Here is a 21,620-nt window from a genome sequence, read left to right as displayed (position 1 = left end):
TTTATATTATTTTATAAGGTGAACATCTCTTTGAGGGAAAGGGATTGTAATATTATTCTCTCTAAATTTTTTATCAATTGCAAAACGTAGATCGCTCTTAATAGCTAAATGCTCGAAACTATTATTAATTATAAAAAGTAGTTTAAACATTAAAGCACTATCTCCAAAATCTGTAAACCTTACTATTGGCTCTTGTTTCTTTAAAATCTTTGGATGTGATTTTGCAATGTCAATTAAAATTTCTTTTACCAATTCTACATCAGAACCATAGGCCACACCAACTTCTACTCCTTCTGTTGTCTGAGCCCCGTTTTGTGTCCAGTTAAACAAACTATTGGTTAAAAATTTATGATTTGGTATTATGAGTACTTTATCATCTATAGTTACTGCTCTTGTCGTTCTTAATCTAATCTCTTCTACTTTTCCTACTTTTCCTTCTATTTCAATAATATCATTTACATTTAAAGACTTATCAATTAAGATGAATATACCAGACATTATATCTTGAAATAAGGTTTGTAACCCCAAACCAATACCTACTAATAATGCAGCAGATCCAGCTAATAAAACACTAACATTTATTCCTGATGATTCTAGAGCAATTACCAATACAATTACATATACAAAGTATTGAATAAAAGAATAAACGGCTTTAAATTTATCTTTATCTTTTTCGTCTAATTTTCTATTGACAACCTTCTTTACAATTTTTAAAAATAATCCTGTAAGAAGAAAAACAAAAGCAACAAACAAAATTGTTTTTACATTAATATGTATGCCTGAGGTTAAATTAAAAGAAAAATTTAAAAAACTATTAAGTTTGTCCATTTCATTATTTTGTTTTATCCTTTATATTTTAACCATTTGTACAAGTCTTTATAGGTTGTTTTTTTTCCGTACATTAAAATACCCACTCTATAAATCTTAGCTGCTAACCAGACCATAAACACAAATGTTACTAATAATAACAACATAGAAATTGCTAACTCATACCAAGAAACCCCAAAAGGAACTCTCATTAACATAACTATAGAGCTTGTAAACGGAATGTACGAAAACAATACAGCAATTGATCCATGAGGATCATTAATAACTGTTGCAAAACCAACATAAACACCTAAAATTAACGGCAACATAATTGGTAGCATAAATTGCTGAGTATCTGTTTCATTGTCTACTGCTGCACCTACCGCTGCAAACAAAGAACTGTATAACATATATCCACCTAAAAAATAAAAAATAAACAAGACAAACATTTTTAAAATTGGCAATCTTAATATTTCTTGAATAATGATTTGCATTTTATCTCCACCTACGGCTTGATTGACAACGTCCATTTGTGCATCAGGAACTTTAGCTGTTTGCATTTCAACAACATCCACTCCAAAAACAGAGGATGCCACCGTTATAATGACAAAAAGCAAAACACCCCAAATAAAGAATTGCAGTAAACCTGCAGAAGCATTTCCTATAATTTTACCTAACATTAACTGAAAGGGTTTTACAGAAGAAACGATAACTTCTATAATTCTACTCGTTTTTTCTTCAATAACACTCCTCATTACAGAGGTACCATAAATCATTACAAACATCATTAACAAATAACCCGCAATAGCACCTACTCCAATTTTTAATCCGTTTATTAATTTAGAGGATTCTTCTCCTGAAAAATTAAACATTTTTATCTCAGATTGAATTTTTGAGGCTTTAATTTTCTCTAAATCTATTCCAAAATTATTTAATTTTTCATTACGAAGTTTTACTTCTATTTTGTTTTCTAAACTCCCCATAACAGACATTCCTGGAGAATCTTTAGAATAAAACTCTATTGAGTTTGCAAGTAATTCTAAGCTATCTTTTTTAGGAATGTATAAAACTCCGTAATAATTTCCATCCTCAACCTTTTTCTTAGTTTCCTCTATACCTAAAGCCGTATAATCTTGGTAATGAATTGTTTTTGTATCTTTAAAATCTTCTTTTGAAAACAAACCCGAGTTATCTACATATACGATTTCTTTTACTTTTTCGTCGTTCTTTTTCATTAAAAAGAAAACCAAAGCTCCCATACCTACCATTAATAAAGGGCTTAAAAAAGTCATCATTATAAATGATTTATTTCTAACTTTTGCAATAAACTCTCTATGTATAATTAATTTTAACTTACTCATTTTCTTACTTATTTTTGTTTATTGCTTGTATAAAAATGTCATTTGCACTTGGTACTAATTCAACAAAATGTTGCAATTCTCCTTTACTTGTTAAAAAAGATAATAAATCGTTTGCAGAATTCCCCTCAGTTAACTTAACGTTCATTGTTAAGCCATCAGTCAGTAATTTAAAATCTGCAGGAAGTACCTCAAAACTTTCTCTTAATTTGGCTTCTACTTCTTTAGGATGTTCCGCATTTAAACCAACTTGAAATATATTGGTTCTAAATTGTCTTTTAATATCATCTAATTTACCATCTAAAATTTTGTTAGATTTATCAATTAAAGCTATTTCATCACACATTTCTTCTACAGATTCCATTCTGTGCGTAGAAAAAATTATGGTTGCACCTTCATCTCGTAATTGTAAAATTTCTCGGGCTATTAATTGTGCATTTATAGGATCAAATCCAGAAAAAGGTTCATCAAAAATCAATAATTTAGGATTGTGCATTACCGTAACAATAAACTGTACTTTTTGCGCCATTCCTTTAGAAAGCTCTTCAATTTTCTTCCCCCACCAAGCAGAAATATCAAACTTCTCAAACCAATATTTTAAGCGTTTTTTTGCTTCACTTTTAGACAATCCTTTTAACTGTGCTAAATATAAAGCTTGTTCACCTACTTTCATAGACTTATACAAACCTCGTTCTTCTGGCAAATAACCAATTACTGCGGTATGCTTTGGTGATAATACTTCTCCATCCAAAAAGATAGTCCCACTATCGGGCATCGTAATTTGGTTTATAATTCTAATTAAAGAGGTTTTTCCTGCTCCATTTGGACCTAATAAGCCATAAACACTTCCTTTAGGAATATGAATGGAAACATCATTTAAAGCAGTAAAGTCTCCATAATTCTTTACAACATTATTAATTTCTAATAAATTCTTCATTGGTGGTTGTTAATTTTATTCTGAAAGTTTTCAATAACTACAAACTTACATATTTTCTAAGTATTTGTATTATTTCTTCTCTTTTTGTTACATAAAATATTATGTTAAATTTATTATGCGTGCATAACTTTTTTGAAACTTACTATGCGTGCATAATAAATTTTATTATCTTTGGCATAATGAATAGATATAAATCAATAGATCATGAACTCAGAGCAACGTGGCAAGCTGTAGCAAAAGTGTACAATGAGCAAGCAGCAAAACACGATAGCACAATGGCAACTGCTTTTGTTTTATTAAATATTGATAAACAAAACGGAACACCATCTACAGCTTTAGGTCCTTTAATGGGAATGGAACCTACAAGTCTTTCTAGAATTTTAAAAACAATGGAAGATAAAGGCGCTATTTGCAGAGAGAAAAACCCAGATGACGGTAGAAGTGTCATCATCAAATTAACTGATTATGGCAAAGAAATGCGTAAAATTTCTAGAGGTCATGTAATTCAGTTTAATGATACAATTAGAGAAAATGTTTCTGAAAAAGACTTAGAAGGTTTTTTTAAAGTAACCTCAACAATTAACAAATTGATTGCCGACAAAGATATTTATGAAAATATCAACAAGAAAGCAATATAAATCAAATTAGACTAATGACTAGAAGAATTAAAAAAGTAGCAATTATCGGTTCCGGGATTATGGGAAGTGGAATTGCATGTCATTTTGCTAATATTGGCGTAGAAGTTCTTTTATTGGATATCGTTCCAAGAGAATTAAACGACAAAGAAAAAGCAAAAGGATTAACGTTAGAAGACAAAGTTGTTCGTAACCGTTTAGTAAACGATGCTTTAACAGCTTCATTAAAATCGAAACCTTCTCCTATTTATAGTAAGAAGTTTGCAGAAAGAATTACAACTGGAAATATAGATGATGATTTACACCTTATCAAAGATGTAGATTGGGTGATGGAAGTGGTTGTAGAAAGATTAGATATTAAGAAAAGTGTTTTTGAAAAAGTAGAAAAATACAGAACTCCAGGAACATTAATAACATCTAATACTTCTGGTATACCTATCAAATTCATGAACGAAGGAAGAAGTGAAGATTTCCAAAAGCACTTTGCAGTTACTCACTTTTTTAATCCTCCTAGATATTTAAAACTTTTTGAAGTTGTTCCAGGTCCAAACTGTAAACAAGAAGTTACTGATTTCTTAATGATGTATGGTGATAAATTTTTAGGTAAAACCTCTGTTTTAGCAAAAGACACACCAGCCTTTATTGGAAACAGAATAGGAATTTTTGGCATTATGAGTTTGTTTCACGTTGTAAAAGACATGGGATTAACTATCGAAGAAGTAGACAAATTAACAGGTCCTGTTATTGGTCGACCAAAATCAGCAACCTTTAGAACTATTGATGTTGTTGGTTTAGACACTTTAGTGCACACAGCAAATGGTGTTAAAGACAATTGTCCTGAAGATGAAATGAGAGATCAGTTTGTAATTCCAGATTTTGTGAACCATATGATGGAAAACAAAATGTTAGGAAGCAAAACCAAACAAGGTTTTTACAAAATGACCAAAGATGCTAATGGTAAAAGAAACATCTTATCATTAGACTTAAATACACTTGAATATAGAGAAAAGAAATCTGCAAAATTTGCAACTTTAGAATTAACAAAAACGATTGATAATGTTACAGATCGATTTAAAGTTTTAGTTGCAGGTAAAGACAAAGCTGGAGAATTTTACAGAAAATCATTTGCAGCAATGTTTGCCTATGTTCAAAATAGAATCCCAGAAATTTCTGATGAATTATATAGAATAGACGATGGATTAAGAGCTGGGTTTGGATGGGAACATGGACCTTTTCAAATTTGGGATGCCGTTGGTGTTGCCAAAGGTGTAGAAATCATGAAAGCAGAAGGTTATGAAATTGCTTCTTGGGTAACAGAAATGTTAGCAAAAGGAGAAACTTCTTTCTATTCTGTAAAAGAAGGAGCAACATATTATTATGATATTCCTGCAAGCAAACAACTTAAAAAACCAGGGCAAGATTCGTTTATCATATTAGATAACATTAGAAAATCTAACGAAGTTTGGAAAAATTCTGGCGCTGTAATTGAAGATTTAGGAAACGGAATTTTAAATTTAGAATTCCAATCTAAAATGAATACCATTGGTGGTGATGTTTTAGCAGCAATAAATAAAGCAATTGATTTGGCTGAAAAAAATTACCAAGGATTAATTGTTGGTAACCAAGCAGCAAATTTCTCTGTAGGAGCAAATATCGGAATGATATTTATGATGGCAGCAGAACAAGAATATGATGAATTAAACATGGCTATCAAGTATTTTCAAGATACAATGATGCGCATGCGTTACTCTTCTATCCCAACAATTTCTGCTCCTCATGGAATGGCTTTAGGTGGTGGATGTGAAATTTCTTTACATGCAGACAAGGTTGTTGCAGCAGCAGAAACATATATGGGATTAGTAGAATTTGGAGTAGGTGTTATTCCAGGTGGTGGTGGATCAAAAGAAATGGCATTACGTGCATCTGATACTTTCCGAAAAGGAGATGTTCAACTAAACGTTTTACAAGAGTATTTCTTAACAATTGGTATGGCAAAAGTAGCAACTTCTGCCTATGAAGCATTTGACCTAGGATTATTACAACATGGTAAAGACGTTGTTGTAGTCAACAAAGATCGTCAAATTGCAGAAGCAAAAAAACATGCTGTATTAATGGCAGAAGCAGGTTACACACAACCAGTCACTCGTAAAGATGTATTGGTACTTGGTAAGCAAGCTTTAGGTGCTTTTATGGTAGCTACAGATTCTATGCAAGCAAGTAATTTTATTTCTGCTCACGATCAAAAAATAGCAAATAAATTGGCCTATGTAATGGCTGGTGGAGATTTATCAGAACCAACTAAGGTTTCTGAACAGTATTTATTAGACTTAGAACGTGAAGCATTCTTAAGTTTATGTACAGAGCGCAAAACATTAGAGCGTATTCAACACATGTTAAAAACTGGTAAACCATTAAGAAACTAAGAAAAATGAAAACAGCATATATAGTAAAAGGATATAGAACAGCCATTGGAAAATCCAAAAAAGGGGTGTTCAGATTTAAAAGAGCTGACGAATTAGCTGCTGAAACTATCGAGTATATGATGGAGAAGTTACCTGAATTCGATAAAAAACGTATTGATGATGTAATTGTTGGTAACGCAATGCCAGAAGGTTCACAAGGATTAAATATGGCACGTTTAATTTCTTTAATGGGTTTAAAAATTGAAGAAGTTCCTGGGGTTACCGTAAACCGTTTTTGTTCTTCAGGTCTAGAAACTATTAGCATGGCAGTTGCTAAAATTCAGTCTGGAATGGCAGATTGTATTATTGCTGGTGGAGCAGAAAGTATGAGTTCTGTACCAATGACAGGTTTTAAACCAGAATTAAACTACGATACTGTTGCTGCAGGTCATGCAGATTATTACTGGGGAATGGGTAACACTGCAGAAGAAGTTGCCAAAAAATATAACATTTCTCGTAAAGATCAAGATGAATTTGCATTAAACTCACATTTAAAAGCATTAAAAGCACAAGCTGAAGACCGTTTTCAAGATCAAATTGTTCCTATTGAAGTAGAAGAGACTTATGTTGATGCTAAAGGAAAAAAAGCAACGAGAAAATACACTGTAACCAAAGATGAAGGACCACGTAAAGGTTCTAACATTGCAGGTTTAGAACGTTTACGTCCAGTATTTGCTACCAACGGAAGCGTTACAGCTGGTAACTCATCACAAACAAGTGATGGTGCTGCCTTTGTAATGGTAATGAGTGAAGAGATGGTAAAAGAATTAAATCTAAAACCAATTGCACGTATGGTAAGTTATGCTGCTGCTGGTGTTCCTCCTAGAATTATGGGAATTGGACCCGTTGCTGCTATACCAAAAGCATTAAAACAAGCAGGATTAAAACAAGAAGACATTAGCTTAATTGAATTGAACGAAGCTTTTGCCTCTCAATCTTTAGCGGTAATTCGTGAATTAGGATTAGACGCAGACATTATTAATGTAAATGGAGGTGCAATTGCACTTGGACACCCATTAGGTTGTACTGGAGCAAAACTATCTGTTCAATTATTTGATGAAATGCGCAAGCGTAATATGCAAGGAAAATACGGAATGGTAACCATGTGCGTTGGTACAGGTCAGGGTGCTGCTGGTATTTTCGAATTTCTAAATTAACAAAAAAAAAGATTAAAAAATTTATACAATGGAAGCAACAGAAAAAGAGATCTTAAGAGGAGGCCAGTTTTTAGTAAAAGAAACTGCATGTGAAGACGTATTTACTCCTGAAGATTTTTCAGAAGAACAAGTAATGATGAAAGAAGCCGTTAAAGAATTTAACGAGCGTGAAATCATAGCCAATAGAGATCGATTTGAAGCCAAAGATTACAAACTGACAGAAGAAGTAATGAAAAAAGCCGGAGAACTTGGATTCTTAGGTGTTGCTGTTCCAGAAGAATATGGAGGAATGGGAATGGGCTTTGTTTCTACAATGATTACCTGCGAATATATCTCTAGTGGAAATGGATCTTTGAGTACTGCTTTTGGAGCACATACAGGAATTGGTACAATGCCAATTACTTTATACGGAACAGAAGAACAAAAACAAAAATATGTCCCTAAATTAGCTACCGGAGAATGGATGGGGGCTTACTGTTTAACTGAACCAGGAGCAGGATCTGATGCAAATTCAGGTAAAACCATGGCAGAAATTTCTGCTGATGGAAAATCATATAAAATTAACGGACAAAAAATGTGGATTTCAAATGCAGGTTTCTGTAATTTGATGATTGTTTTTGCTCGTATTGAAAATGATAAAAATATTACTGGATTTATCGTTGAATATGATGCTGCAAATCCTAACGGAATTACGTTAGGTGAAGAAGAGCACAAATTAGGTATTCGTGCAAGTTCTACTCGTCAAGTCTTTTTTAACGATACAGTTGTTCCTGCAGAAAACATGTTATCTGTAAGAGGAGGAGGATTTAAAATAGCTGTAAACGCCTTAAATGTTGGACGTATTAAATTAGCTGCTGCTTGTTTAGACTCTCAAAGAAGAGTTTTAGAAACAGCATTACAATACGCTACAGAACGTAAACAATTTAAAACTCCTATTGCAGATTTTGGTGCTATCAAATCAAAATTAGCAGAAATGGCAACCAATACGTATGCAGGAGAATCTGCAAGTTATAGAGCTGCTAAAAATATTGAAGACAGAATTGCCATGAGATTAGCCGCTGGAAATTCTCATCAAGAAGCAGAATTAAAAGGTGTAGAAGAATATGCAATTGAATGCTCTATCCTAAAAGTTGCTGTTTCAGAAGATGTACAAGCATGTGCAGATGAAGGAATTCAAATTTTTGGAGGGATGGGATTTTCGGAAGAAACTCCTATGGAAGCAGCTTGGAGAGATGCTAGAATTGCTCGTATTTATGAAGGTACCAACGAAATCAATAGAATGTTATCTGTAGGTATGTTAGTAAAAAAAGCAATGAAGGGTCATGTAGATTTACTTGGACCAGCAACTGCTGTTGCAGATGAATTGATGGGAATTCCTTCTTTTGATACTCCAGATTATTCAGAATTATTTGCTGAAGAAAAAGAAATGATTGCTAAAATGAAGAAAATTTTCTTAATGGTAGCAGGGTCTGCAATTCAAAAATACGGAACAGATTTAGAATCTCACCAACAAATATTAATGTCAGCTGCAAATATTTTAAACGAAGTTTATATAGCAGAGTCTACATTATTACGTACAGAGAAAAACGTAAAACGTTTTGGTGAAGAAAAACAAGAAGGACAAATAGCAATGGCAAAACTATACTTATACAATGCTGTTGAAATTATCACCAAAAATGGTAAAGAAGGAATTGTTTCTTTTGCTGAAGGAGATGAACAACGTATGTTGTTAATGGGATTAAAGCGTTTTTCTAAATACGCAAATTATCCTAACGTTGTTGCTTTACGTAATACTATTGCAGAAAAATTAAAAGCAGAAAATAAATACTGCTTCTAAAAATCACTAAAATACTTTTTAAAACTATTCAGGTTTTAAGAATTAGTTGTTTGTTTAAAAGAGATCGTCTATTTTGATGGTCTCTTTTTTTTATTTTAACATTAGAGTCTGATTTATATTATATGAATTCACCTTTAAAATGAGTATTTTTGTTATTCTACTTTTTAAACATAAAAAAGTAAGATGCTTAGTACTAATTGTAACGCTAATAATTATGAAAAATCTTCAAACCCTTTTAACAGAAATTACACAGTTAACAACAAACATAGAAACAAATTATCCAGAACTGTATAGATCTTTAGATGAAAACCCATTAACAATTCCTTCTGTAAATCACCCGCATATGGATGTAAAAATAATGCAAGACTATCTTGGGAGTTTAAAGCAATTATTACTACACCATATAGAAACACATAAAGCAAATCAGTAAAACCTAAAAATCAATATAATGGGAGAAATAGCTACATCTAACTATCAAATCACATTGTTTTATCATTCAAAATCTGTAAGAGCAAAACAAACTTTGGCCTATGCTAAAGCAGAAGGTTTGGCAATTCTAGAAATTGATTTATTAAAAACAAAAATAACAGGAACCCAAATTATTGAACTGGCAGACAGGTTAAAAATAAGTGTTAAAGACTTAGTTAATCAAGAGCATCCTTCCTACACTTCTAATTTTGAACATCATGATTTCTCTACGAATGATTGGATAAAAATGATTCAACACAATCCTGAAATTATGAAACAACCTATTGCCTTAAGAGGTGATATTACCATTTTGATAGAAACTCCTACTGACATTATTAAAATATAGTTCCTAATGAAAAACAAAATCTTTATTTTTCTTTTTGTATTTATTGTACTTATTGGATGTAAATCACAAATAAATCAAGTCAAAATAGAAAATAACAATAGCATTCCTATTAAAGAACACACAATACAATCAATTTTATGGCAACAGAATGCTGCAGAATATAAAGCTCTAACTTATCAAGCATACAATTTGGCAAAACTTCAACTAGAGAATATTCTTACCAAAAATGAGTTTAACAAACCATATGCAATTGTTACAGATATTGATGAGACTTTACTAGACAATAGTCCTTATAGTGGCAAACAGGTAGAATTAGATGAAAATTATTCTACTTTAAGATGGACAGAATGGGTGCAAAAGAAAAAAGCAAATGCCATTCCTGGAGCAGTCGCTTTTTTTAATTACGCAAAAAGTAAAGGAGTAGAAGTCTTCTATGTTTCTAATAGATCTTCAAACCAAACAAAAGAAACCATCGAAAATTTAAAATCAGAAGGTTTTCCATTTGCAGATGAAACTCATGTAATATTAAAAACAAACAGTAGTGAAAAAGAAACCAGAAGAAATCACATTAGAAAAACACATCAGATTGTGCTATTTCTAGGTGATAACTTATCTGATTTTTCTTCAATATTTGAAAACCGCAATACAAAACAAAGAAATAAAAGTGTTGATAGTTTAAAAACATTTTTTGGTAGAAAATTCATTGTTTTACCCAACCCTATTTATGGAGACTGGGAAACAAAAGGAATTTTAGAAGGGAAATATAACTGGTCTAATTTTCAAAAAGACTCTATTCGTCGTAAAAAAATAATTTCTTACTAAAAACTATTGCCCAACAAAAAAAGATTAATCATCAACAGAAGAATATCTATTTAATAAACTTCTTTGAATTGCTTTTTTTGCATCACTTAAAATACTTTCAACTTCTGCAATCGTTTTCTGTTGCACCTCTGCAATTTCTTCTATTTTTAATTTTTGATTTGTATATAAATAGAAAACGATGCGCATGTTAGAAGGTAAATTATGTAAGACCAAATCTATGTGTTCTTTAATTTTTTCTTCGCTTATTTCTTTATCTAATTTTTCTAACAAATCTCTTTCATTATCTTCTACAAATACATGATTTAAACTATAATCATTATGATTATAAGACAGATCATCTAATTCTTCTATCAATAACAAGTCTCCCCCTCCATCAGTACTATATTTCTCTTGCATTGCATCCCATTCTGGCTTAGAATAATCATCTATATTCTTAAAAAACAAATCATCAAATTCTTCTTCAACAATAATATCGTCTAACAATTCATTTGTCTTTTTAAACAACCATAAATAGAAATCATTTTCATTTTTTACTTCTTCAATATTATCATATATCGTTATAAAAAGTTGATCAATAAAATCATCTGCTTTATATTTCTTTTTAGAAAAACATCCTTTTTTAATTGCTGTTTTTAATCTTTGATTTACATATTTTCTTATTTCTGGTAAGATTTTTAAAACTAAGTCATTAAATGAAGTTTGATTTTCATCTTTTTTAAATTCAATCAATCCAGAGAATGATTCGGTTACCAATAATCGAAATTCGCTTTTGCTTTGAAAATGAGAACTACTTTTTTTCATAATAAATACGTTTGATTTTACTGTAAAGTTGCAAAACAAGAAGAGGTCATAAAATGATAAATATCAGTTATCAAATAATAATTTCAATTTTTAAATTTTAGGTTTTTATTCAGAATCAATTATTGCGATTATTTAAAACAATTTACTTCATTATATTTCAGATAATTAGATTACTTTTGCACGCAATTTGAAAACAAGGTAAATGAAGCGTATTAAAGAATATAAAAAACTTTTTAAAGTAGAAGGAGCTATTAATTTAAAAGAGTTAAAAACTACTTACAGAGGTTTGGTAAAAGAATGGCATCCAGATAAGTTTACAGAACAAGAAAAGAAGGATGAAGCAGAAATCGTAAGCACACAAATTATTGATGGATATCATTTTTTAGTAAGTATTGCTCCAGAAACTAAAGAAGCTAATTTAGATGCCTATAAAACAACTATTACAGAATTTCAGGTTGCAGATTGGCACCATAAAAGTATGTTGTTAGAAGTTACTTTTACAGACGGAAATAAATACGAATACTTTGGTGTTAGTAAAATTCTTTTCGGGAAATTTGTAAACGCAAAATCTATGAATAATTTTGGTAAAAGAAATATTTTTAATTCTTTTATCTATAGAAAGTCTATGAAGGCTTCTGTTTTAGCTTAAAAATTAAAACAATAAGTATAAAAAAAAGAGATTGCAATATGCAATCTCTTTTTTTATATACTAATTTAGCCACTATTCTAAAGCCCCTAAATAACGTTCTGCATCTAAAGCAGCCATACAACCAGAACCTGCTGCTGTAACAGCTTGTCTATATTCTTTATCTTGTATATCTCCTGCTGCAAAAACTCCTGGTAAATTGGTTTTACTTGATTTTCCTTTTGTAATTAAATACCCTACTTCATCCATATCTAAAACACCTTTAAATAAATCTGAATTTGGTTTGTGTCCAATAGCGATAAAAACTCCAGTAACCGCAATTTCATGTTTTGCTTGTGTTTGATTATTTATAACCCTAACTCCTTCCACTACATTATCTCCTAAAACCTCATCTAACTCAGAATTAAACAAAACCTCAATGTTTTTAGTTTTATTTACTCTATGTTGCATTGCCTTTGATGCTCTCATGGTATCTTTTCTTACCAACATCGTAACTTTATTACAAATATTAGCCAAATATGTTGCTTCTTCAGCAGCCGTATCTCCTGCTCCTACTACAATTACATCCTGACCTTTATAGAAAAAACCATCACAAGTTGCACAAGCAGAAACACCTCCACCAATTAAACGTTGCTCACTTTCTAAACCTAAATATTTAGCAGTTGCGCCTGTAGATATAATAATTGTTTCTGCCTCAATCACTTTAGATTCATCAACAGTAACTTTATGAATTCCACCTACTTCAGTACTCAAATCCACTTTAGTAACCAAACCAAAACGAACATCGGTCCCAAAACGTTCTGCTTGTTGTTGCAAATCATTCATCATGGCAGTACCATCTGTACCGTTTGGATATCCAGGGTAATTATCAACTTCAGTTGTTGTAGTTAATTGTCCTCCCATTTGCATTCCAGTATACATTACTGGTTTCATATCTGCTCTAGCGGCATAAATTGCTGCTGTATAGCCTGCTGGTCCCGAACCTATAATTAGGCATTTTATTCTTTCTATAGTCTCTGACATTTTATAAATATTTTTACAATTACAAATGTAATTTTTTTTAAGTTTTAAAAAATTTATTGTGAATATCTTTTGACAATTTGACAATAAAAAAAAACAATCTTATATCTGAAAAAAAATACAAAAAAGTAGCAATATTTTAATAAAAGTTATATATTTGCAATCCGAAATTTTCGGGGTGTAGCGTAGCCCGGTCATCGCGCCTCGTTTGGGACGAGGAGGTCGCAGGTTCGAATCCTGCCACCCCGACAAAATTAATAATCAATTAACATCAAAACCTTGGTAATCGTAAGATTATCGAGGTTTTATGATTTTTAAGCAATCATAAGATTTGATATTATTTGATTAAAAAAGTGACCTATTCGGTTACCATTTTATAATAGGTATATAGGTAACCGAATTATTGATTTGACTTTCGTCAGTAAACAAATGTTTAACTAAAGACGAAAGATATGAAAACTTCGACAACGTTTAGTATTCTGTTTTGGCTCAAACTATCAAAAGCTAAAAATGGAAAAGCACCTCTTTATGCACGTATAACGGTAAATGGGAAAAGAGCAGAAATTAGCCTCAAACGAAAAATTAAAATTGAATTTTGGAGCTCTGCCAAAAACAAAGTAAAAGGAACCAACCAAGAGGCTCGAATTATTAACGCATATTTGGACCAGGTATCTTCAGAGCTTCACCAATCCAAAAACGAATTAAAATCCGAAGGTAAGATTACTTCAGCTCAAACCGTTAAGGCTCGTTACCTAAAAGAAGATGAACAAAATTATTCTTTAAATGATATCATAAAATATCATAATGAAGATATGGTAGGGAAACTCAAATGGGGTACTCAAAAAAATTACTTCACAACACAAGGGTACATTGCAGATTTCATTTTTGTAAAATATAAAGTTACAGATATGTATTTAAAGCAATTGGATTATAATTTCATTTTAAAGTTTGAAAAATACTTAAGAAATTTCACACCCACAGATCACCAAAAACCAATGGGTAACAATACTGTAATGAAGCATATTGAACGCTTTAGAAAAATGATTACACTATCTTATAAACTGGAATGGATTGAAAGAGATCCGTTTATAAACTTCAAATCTAAATTTGTAAAAGTAGAAAGAGGCTATTTAACTGAAATGGAATTGAACGAAATTGAAGAAAAAGATTATTCAATTGAAAGACTACAATTAGTAAAGGATCTATTTGTTTTCGCCTGTTACACCGGCTTGAGTTATATTGATGTAATAAACTTAACAGCAAGTGATATTAATTATGGTATAGATGGCGAGTTGTGGTTAATTATGAAAAGAGAGAAAACAAACAATGCCTTACGAATTCCTATACTACCTAAAGCACTTACTTTAATTAATAAGTATAAAGAAAATCCAAAATCATTAGCAAATGCTACTGTATTTCCAAAAATGTCAAACCAAAAATTAAATGCTTATTTAAAAGAAATAGCAGATTTATGCAGAATAGAAAAGAATCTAACATTTCATCTGGCACGACATACATTTGCTACAACAGTAACTTTAAGTAATGGCGTACCTATTGAAACAGTATCTAAACTTTTAGGTCATTCTCGCATTTCAACAACACAAATTTATGCTAAAGTGATTGAACGTAAGGTAAGTGATGATATGAAAACATTAAGAGCAAAATTTGAGAAAGGTGTAAAAACAACCAAAAACCAATCAAGTTTTATTTAAAGCAAAGTTAAAATCTATTCAAATTGAATTAAATTTTATACCTTTGTTTTCAATATGAAACAAGTATTCCATAAAATAATGTCACTTTTAATGGCTTTTGTAGTGTTATTTTCTACAATGTCATTTACTGTAGATATGCACTATTGTGGAGATACTTTAATGGATACAGCTATATTCCATAAAGCAGAAACCTGTGGAATGGAAATGGAAAACCCATTAACTGATGGGTGTTCTATAACAAAAAAGAATTGTTGTAGTGATGAACAATTAGCTGTTGATGGTCAAAATGAATTACAACTTCAAGTTGATAAAATTACTTTTGAGCAGCAGGTATTTATTGCTTCTTTCGTATATACTTACATTAACCTTTTTGAAGGGTTAGATAATAACGTATCTTCTTTCGAAGAATACGAACCACCACTTGTCGTCAAGCAAATCTTCAAGATTGACGAGACTTATTTAATTTGATTTTTAAACATTAGACTGTTTTATCCTATGGCTGTATGTCATAAGGATGATTTTTTGTATTCGGTGTTTTCTTAACACCTATGTCTAACTGTTTAATAATCAAAGACAATGCTAAATAAAAGCATCAAATTTTTAATAGAAAATAAACTCGTAGCAGTATTATTACTTGTTCTCTTTATAGGCTGGGGAACGGTAAATGCACCATTTAATTGGGAAACAGGATTTTTACCAAGTAACCCTGTAGCTGTAGACGCTATTCCCGATATTGGAGAGAACCAACAAATAGTATTTACTAAATGGGATGGTCGTTCACCACAAGATATAGAAGACCAAATAACCTATCCATTAACAACATCTTTACTCGGTATTCCAGGAGTAAAAACCATTCGTAGTTCGTCTATGTTTGGCTTTTCAAGTATCTATATCATTTTTGAAGAAGATATTGAGTTTTACTGGAGTCGTAGTAGAATATTAGAAAAACTCAACTCGTTACCAAGCGGATTATTACCCGAAGGTGTTAATCCTGCTTTGGGTCCAGATGCCACAGGATTAGGGCAAATTTTTTGGTACACATTAGAAGGTCGTGATGAAAACGGAAATGTAACAGGTGGTTGGGATTTACAAGAATTACGAAGTATTCAAGACTACTATGTTAAATATGCACTATCGTCTGCAAGTGGCGTATCAGAAGTGGCATCAATTGGTGGTTATGTACAAGAATACCAAGTAGATGTTAATCCGGAATTAATGCGTCAATACAATATTGGTTTACATCATATTGTAAAAGCAGTAAAAGAAAGTAATAAAGATATTGGTGCACAAACTTTAGAAATTAATCAAGCCGAATATTTAGTTAGAGGTTTAGGTTATGTAAAATCTATTTCCGACATAGAAAATGCAGTAGTTACTTCCGAAGATTACACAGCGATTAAAATTAAAGACATAGGAAAAGTGTCTTTAGGTCCTGCAACTCGAAGAGGATTACTGGACAAGGAAGGTGCAGAAGTTGTTGGTGCTGTCGTAGTAGCGCGATATGGTGCGAATCCAATGGAAGTTATCAATAATGTTAAAGAAAAAATTAACGAATTAAGCGCAGGACTACCTTCAAAAGTATTAGCCGATGGCAGAACTTCACAAGTAACTATTGTTCCTTTTTATGACAGAACAGAACTCATTCAGGAAACTTTAGGGACACTTAATGAAGCCCTAACATTAGAAATACTAATTACTATTTTAGTTATAATCATTATGGTATTTAATCTTCGAGCTTCTGTATTGATTTCTGGCTTACTACCAGTTGCTGTATTAATGGTTTTTATAGCAATGAAACTCTTTGGTGTAGATGCTAATATTGTGGCTTTATCAGGTATCGCTATTGCTATTGGTACAATGGTAGATGTAGGTGTAATACTTTCAGAAAACATCATTAGGCATTTAGATGAAAACAAAGATAAACTGCCTATAAATAATGTGGTTTACAACGCAACAGCAGAAGTATCTGGAGCAATTGTAACAGCAGTTATGACAACCATTATAAGTTTTATTCCTGTATTTACAATGATTGGAGCTGAAGGAAAATTATTCAGACCATTAGCCTTTACTAAAACATTTGCTTTAACAGCTTCAATTATTGTAGCGTTGTTTTTAATTCCACCCTTTGCTGCATTTTTATTTAAAAAGAAAAACATTAAAACCAATTTCAAATATGTTTTAAATGGGGTTTTAATAGCATTAGGAATTATTGCCACAGTCTATGGTTATTGGTTAGGTTTAATCTTGGTAGCTTTTGGAGTTACAACACTATTAAGTGTTCAAAAAATGATAAGCGAAAAACAAGCAAATCTTATTAATATTATCATATCTGTATCTGCTATTGTGTTTTTATTAGCTGAATATTGGAGACCTTTAGGTGTAGATAAAAGCATCTTTTGGAATCTCATTTTTGTAAGTATTATTTGCTTTGGTTTATTAGGTGTTTTCTCATTATTCATAAGGTATTATACACGTATTTTAAAATGGTGTTTGAACAATAAACTAATATTCTTATCCATACCAACAGCTATTGTAATAGCAGGTTTTTTCATAATGAAAAATACAGGCAAAGAATTTATGCCATCTTTAAATGAAGGTTCTTTTTTATTAATGCCAACTTCAATGCCACATTCTGGAGTCGAAGAAAACAAACGTGTTTTACAACAGTTAGATATGGCTGTAGCAAGTATTCCAGAGATAAAAACCGTAGTTGGTAAAGCAGGTCGTACAGAATCAGCTTTAGATCCAGCGCCTTTGTCTATGTATGAAAATATTATTCAGTATAAATCAGAATATATGCTGAATAAAAACGGAGAACGTCAACGTTACAAAGTAAATAATGATGGTTTATTTGAATTAAAAGATGGACGTTTCATCGCTAATCCTAATAATACAGAAAATGTCACTTTGAGCGCTGTAGAAAGGTCGCAATTAATAGAAGATAATAATGGCGAATTTTATCGAAACTGGCGACCAGAAATAAAATCACCAAACGATATTTGGAATGACATTGTAAAAGTTACCAAGTTACCAGGCGTTACTTCTGCACCTAAACTACAACCTATTGAAACACGATTGGTAATGCTGCAAACAGGTATGCGTGCACCAATGGGAATAAAAGTTAAAGGTCAAGATTTAAAACAAATTGAAGCCTTTGGTGTACAGTTAGAAGGAATTTTAAAACAAGCTGATGGTGTAAAAGACGAAGCTGTTTTTGCAGACCGTATTGTAGGAAAACCTTATTTACTTATTGATATTGATAGGGAAAAAATTGCACGTTATGGTATATCTATACAAGATGTACAAGAGGTGCTAAAAGTAGCTGTTGGTGGTATGGTTTTAACCCAAACTGTTGAAGGTAGGGAGCGTTATGGAGTACGTGTTAGATACCCAAGAGAATTAAGAGCTAATCCAACCGATTTAAAGCAAATCTATGTGCCAGTTGAAAAAGGCAGTCCAGTACCATTAAGCGAATTGGCAACCATTAGATATGAACAAGGGCCACAAGTTATTAAGAGTGAGGATACTTTTTTAGTAGGCTATGTATTATTCGATAAAATGGATGGCTTTGCAGAAGTAAATGTTGTTGAAAATGCACAAGCTTTAATTCAGCAAAAAATAGATTCAGGCGAATTGGTAGTACCAAAAGGGGTTAATTATCAATTTACAGGAAGCTATGAAAATCAAATAAGAGCAGAAAAAACTTTATCGGTTGTAGTGCCTTTGGCATTGGCTATTATTTTCTTAATACTCTATTTTCAATTCCGTTCAGTAGGTACATCATTAATGGTATTTACTGGTATTGCAGTTGCTTTTGCAGGTGGTTTTTTAATGATCTGGTTATATGGTCAAGATTGGTTTTTAAACTTCAACTTTTTTGGCGAAAATCTGCGTGATTTATTTCAGATGCATCCAATTAATTTGAGTGTTGCTGTTTGGGTAGGCTTTATTGCACTTTTCGGAATTGCAACCGATGATGGTGTAGTTATGGCAACGTACTTAACTCAAATATTTGAAAGGAATACACCAAAAAACAAAAAGCAAATCAGAGCAGCTGTTGTTGAAGCAGGAGAAAAACGTATTAGACCGTGTTTAATGACTACTGCAACAACCATATTGGCATTATTACCAGTATTAACCTCAACAGGTCGTGGTAGTGATATTATGATTCCTATGGCAATACCAAGTTTTGGAGGTATGCTAATTGCCTTAATCACCTTATTTGTAGTACCAGTTTTATACAGCTGGAAAGCAGAAGCTCAACTAAAAAGAACATCAAAATGAAACATATAAAAACAATCTTTTTTCTTTTTTCTTTTCTCTTTGTTCTCAAAGGAAATGCACAAGAATTACAAACTTTAATCGATGAAGCTTTGGTAAACAATCCAGAGATTCAAAAATTCGAGTTACAGCACAAGAGAGTTTCAGAAAAAGTAAATGAAGTTAATACCATTCCAAATACCGAATTTGGAGTAGGTTATTTTGTAAGTGAGCCAGAAACAAGAACTGGAGCCCAACGCTTTAAAGTTTCTGCAAAACAAATGTTGCCTTGGTTTGGCTCAATAACAGCAAGAGAAAATTATGTAAGTTCTTTAGCTGAAACTAAATATGAAGATATTGTAATTGCCAAACGTAAATTAATGGTTTCGGTATCACAATCGTATTACAAGTTATATACTAATAAAGCAAAACAAAAAGTATTAACTAACAATATCGAACTCTTAAAAACTTACGAAACAATGGCTTTAACTTCTGTCGAAGTTGGCAAAGCTTCAGCAGTAGATGTGTTACGATTACAGATGCGTCAAAATGAATTACAACAATTAAAAGAAGTGTTGCAACAACAATTTTTAGCAGAACAAACAACCTTAAATAAACTTTTAAATAGAGAAAAAGAGGTTTCTATAGTTGTTGTTGATAAATTAAATATGCCTTCTGAAGATTTTGAAATCACTTTTGAAAATTTAGCATTGCATCCTGAATTATTAAAATATGATAAACTCTTTAAATCCATTGAACAATCAGAATTATTAAACCAAAAAGAAAGCAGTCCTATGATTGGTTTTGGATTAGATTATATCAATGTGGCGAAACGTCCAAATATGGACTTTAGCGATAATGGAAAAGATATTGTAATGCCAATGGTGTCTTTATCAATACCAATATTTAATAAAAAATATAAATCGAAAACAAAGCAAAACGAGTTACAACAGCAGGAAATTACTGCACAAAAACAAGAACGCTTAAATACTTTGGAAACGCTTTTAGATAAAGCAATAAAAGAAAGAGTGTCTGCAAGAATAAGTTATAAAACTCAAACCAAAAATTTGAAGCAAGCTAATGATGCAGAGCAAATATTAATCAAAAGTTACGAAACAGGAACAATTGATTTTAATGATGTTTTAGACATTCAAGAACTGCAATTAAAGTTTCAAATGAATCAAATAGAATCGATTAAAACTTATTATTTACAAACCACAATCATCAATTATTTAAGCAACTAAAAACAAGTATAATTTAAAACAATAAAAATGAAATATTTAAAAACAATAGTAGCAATTTTAGTAATCTCTTTAATAAATCTTACAATAATTTCTTGTAAAGATGCAAAAAAGGAGAATACTCAAGACAGCATAGTTCATTCAGAAATGAACCATAACAAAATGGATAAATCCAATAATATGATGGATGATAATTCACAAAATTCAGGTGTTCAAAAAGTGTTAGCAGACTATATGATACTTAAAGATGCTTTAGTAGAAACCGACAAAAACAAAGCTGCTAAAGCTGGCGATAAATTGAACAATAGTTTGAGCAAATTTGAAATAAATGGTTTTACTGTTGAACAGCAAAAAGAACTTAAAGATATTATTACAGATGCCAAAGAACACGCAGAACATATTGGTAGAAGTGAAATAGATCACCAAAGAGAACATTTTAAAACATTGAGTAAGGATATTATGGATATGGTTGCAATTACCGGTACTAAAAATACTTTATATCAACAATTTTGTCCAATGTATGATGGTGGCAGCGCTTGGTTAAGTTTGAACAAGGAAATTAAAAATCCTTATTACGGTAGTAAAATGCTGAAATGTGGTAAAGTGCAAAAAGAGATTAACTAAATGAAAATTGTAAAAATCATAGCATTGGTTTTAGTGGTGTGTTTTGTAGGCATACAGTTTATGCCTACAGAACTAAACCAAAGTAATATCGTACCAAAAACAGATTTTTTATTGGTAAATAATACACCTAAAAATATCAATACATTATTGCAAACGTCCTGTTATGATTGTCACAGTAATAATACAAGCTATCCTTGGTATAATAAAATTCAACCCATTGCTTGGTTTCTCGAAAACCATATTGCCGATGGAAAAGAAGAGCTGAATTTTAATAACTGGGACACGTATTCAACCAGAAGAAAGAATAGCAAATTAAAGTCAATTATTAATCAGATTAAGAACAATGAAATGCCACTTTCATCTTACACCTTAATTCATAAAAACGCAAAATTATCAACATCTGAAAAGACATTGGTTATTGATTATATAAAGAAACTAAAAGGCAATTTAAAATAAAGCCCTGATGTGGGAAGGAAATACTAATTAA

The 21,620-nt window shown here is 31.4% G+C and carries 19 protein-coding genes and 1 tRNA gene; 15 read left to right on the top strand and 5 right to left on the bottom strand.

Annotated elements, in window-relative coordinates; translation table 11 throughout:
• Positions 1-6 precede the first annotated feature (6 nt).
• From MC378_RS00445 to MC378_RS00435, 3 genes are read right to left on the bottom strand one after another with little or no spacing between them, the layout of a single operon-like run.
• Positions 7-828: a mechanosensitive ion channel family protein gene (locus MC378_RS00445; RefSeq protein ID WP_242176740.1), complete on the bottom strand. Its 822-nt coding sequence runs from the start codon at positions 826-828 to the stop codon at positions 7-9.
• Positions 829-842: 14 nt separating this feature from the next.
• On the bottom strand, positions 843-2,168 hold the full coding sequence (locus tag MC378_RS00440) for an ABC transporter permease (protein ID WP_242176738.1): 1,326 nt from the start codon (positions 2,166-2,168) through the stop codon (positions 843-845).
• A gap of 4 nt (positions 2,169-2,172) precedes the next feature.
• Complete coding sequence (locus MC378_RS00435; protein ID WP_242176736.1) at positions 2,173-3,102, bottom strand: ABC transporter ATP-binding protein; 930 nt, start codon at positions 3,100-3,102, stop codon at positions 2,173-2,175.
• Positions 3,103-3,281: 179 nt separating this feature from the next.
• Between MC378_RS00435 and MC378_RS00430 the strand changes: the two genes are divergently transcribed.
• The 7 genes from MC378_RS00430 to MC378_RS00400 all read left to right on the top strand — a co-directional run bounded on the left by MC378_RS00430 (position 3,282) and on the right by MC378_RS00400 (position 10,829).
• Positions 3,282-3,740: a MarR family winged helix-turn-helix transcriptional regulator gene (locus MC378_RS00430; RefSeq protein WP_242176734.1), complete on the top strand. Its 459-nt coding sequence runs from the start codon at positions 3,282-3,284 to the stop codon at positions 3,738-3,740.
• A gap of 14 nt (positions 3,741-3,754) precedes the next feature.
• Positions 3,755-6,160 carry a 3-hydroxyacyl-CoA dehydrogenase/enoyl-CoA hydratase family protein gene (locus tag MC378_RS00425; protein ID WP_242176732.1) on the top strand — a complete coding sequence of 802 codons (2,406 nt, stop codon included), beginning with the start codon at positions 3,755-3,757 and terminating at the stop codon, positions 6,158-6,160.
• A gap of 5 nt (positions 6,161-6,165) precedes the next feature.
• Positions 6,166-7,356 (top strand): acetyl-CoA C-acyltransferase, encoded by a 1,191-nt coding sequence (locus MC378_RS00420; protein ID WP_242176730.1) that lies wholly within the window; start codon positions 6,166-6,168, stop codon positions 7,354-7,356.
• 28 nt (positions 7,357-7,384) lie between these two features.
• On the top strand, positions 7,385-9,193 hold the full coding sequence (locus tag MC378_RS00415) for an acyl-CoA dehydrogenase family protein (protein WP_242176728.1): 1,809 nt from the start codon (positions 7,385-7,387) through the stop codon (positions 9,191-9,193).
• Positions 9,194-9,407: 214 nt separating this feature from the next.
• Positions 9,408-9,623, top strand: coding sequence for a hypothetical protein (locus MC378_RS00410; protein WP_242176727.1), 216 nt, complete (start codon positions 9,408-9,410; stop codon positions 9,621-9,623).
• Between the two features lie 18 nt (positions 9,624-9,641).
• Complete coding sequence (locus MC378_RS00405) at positions 9,642-10,007, top strand: arsenate reductase family protein (protein ID WP_242176726.1); 366 nt, start codon at positions 9,642-9,644, stop codon at positions 10,005-10,007.
• Between the two features lie 6 nt (positions 10,008-10,013).
• Positions 10,014-10,829, top strand: a complete 816-nt coding sequence (locus MC378_RS00400) for a 5'-nucleotidase, lipoprotein e(P4) family (RefSeq protein WP_242176725.1) — start codon at positions 10,014-10,016, stop codon at positions 10,827-10,829.
• A 24-nt stretch (positions 10,830-10,853) separates the two neighbouring features.
• Here the strand turns inward: MC378_RS00400 and MC378_RS00395 are convergent, their stop codons facing one another.
• Positions 10,854-11,630, bottom strand: a complete 777-nt coding sequence (locus MC378_RS00395; protein ID WP_242176724.1) for an RNA polymerase sigma factor — start codon at positions 11,628-11,630, stop codon at positions 10,854-10,856.
• Positions 11,631-11,832: 202 nt separating this feature from the next.
• On the opposite strand from MC378_RS00395, the gene MC378_RS00390 reads away from it, so the two are divergent.
• Positions 11,833-12,279 carry a KTSC domain-containing protein gene (locus MC378_RS00390; RefSeq protein WP_242176723.1) on the top strand — a complete coding sequence of 149 codons (447 nt, stop codon included), beginning with the start codon at positions 11,833-11,835 and terminating at the stop codon, positions 12,277-12,279.
• A gap of 72 nt (positions 12,280-12,351) precedes the next feature.
• On the opposite strand, the gene trxB is transcribed toward MC378_RS00390, so the two are convergent.
• Positions 12,352-13,299, bottom strand: coding sequence for a thioredoxin-disulfide reductase (gene trxB / locus MC378_RS00385; protein WP_242176722.1), 948 nt, complete (start codon positions 13,297-13,299; stop codon positions 12,352-12,354).
• Between the two features lie 171 nt (positions 13,300-13,470).
• On the opposite strand from trxB, the gene MC378_RS00380 reads away from it, so the two are divergent.
• The 7 genes from MC378_RS00380 (at position 13,471) to MC378_RS00350 (ending at position 21,589) form a co-directional block, all read left to right on the top strand.
• Positions 13,471-13,545, top strand: a tRNA-Pro gene (locus MC378_RS00380).
• A gap of 203 nt (positions 13,546-13,748) precedes the next feature.
• Positions 13,749-15,008 (top strand): site-specific integrase, encoded by a 1,260-nt coding sequence (locus tag MC378_RS00375; protein ID WP_068704605.1) that lies wholly within the window; start codon positions 13,749-13,751, stop codon positions 15,006-15,008.
• A 54-nt stretch (positions 15,009-15,062) separates the two neighbouring features.
• Positions 15,063-15,476 (top strand): HYC_CC_PP family protein, encoded by a 414-nt coding sequence (locus tag MC378_RS00370; protein ID WP_068704607.1) that lies wholly within the window; start codon positions 15,063-15,065, stop codon positions 15,474-15,476.
• Positions 15,477-15,584: 108 nt separating this feature from the next.
• Positions 15,585-19,292 carry an efflux RND transporter permease subunit gene (locus MC378_RS00365; RefSeq protein WP_068704609.1) on the top strand — a complete coding sequence of 1,236 codons (3,708 nt, stop codon included), beginning with the start codon at positions 15,585-15,587 and terminating at the stop codon, positions 19,290-19,292.
• Positions 19,289-20,512, top strand: a complete 1,224-nt coding sequence (locus MC378_RS00360; RefSeq protein ID WP_068704610.1) for a TolC family protein — start codon at positions 19,289-19,291, stop codon at positions 20,510-20,512. Before MC378_RS00365 ends, MC378_RS00360 begins: the two co-directional genes overlap by 4 nt.
• Before the next feature lie 27 nt (positions 20,513-20,539).
• Positions 20,540-21,133, top strand: coding sequence for a DUF3347 domain-containing protein (locus MC378_RS00355; protein WP_242176719.1), 594 nt, complete (start codon positions 20,540-20,542; stop codon positions 21,131-21,133).
• Positions 21,134-21,589, top strand: a complete 456-nt coding sequence (locus MC378_RS00350; RefSeq protein ID WP_068704614.1) for a heme-binding domain-containing protein — start codon at positions 21,134-21,136, stop codon at positions 21,587-21,589. It abuts the gene before it with no gap.
• The last annotated feature ends 31 nt before the right edge of the window (positions 21,590-21,620 follow it).

This window comes from Polaribacter marinus, assembly GCF_022662535.1.
Classification (GTDB): Bacteria; Bacteroidota; Bacteroidia; order Flavobacteriales; family Flavobacteriaceae; genus Polaribacter; species Polaribacter marinus.
This window is presented reverse-complemented; position numbering and strand designations above follow the sequence as displayed.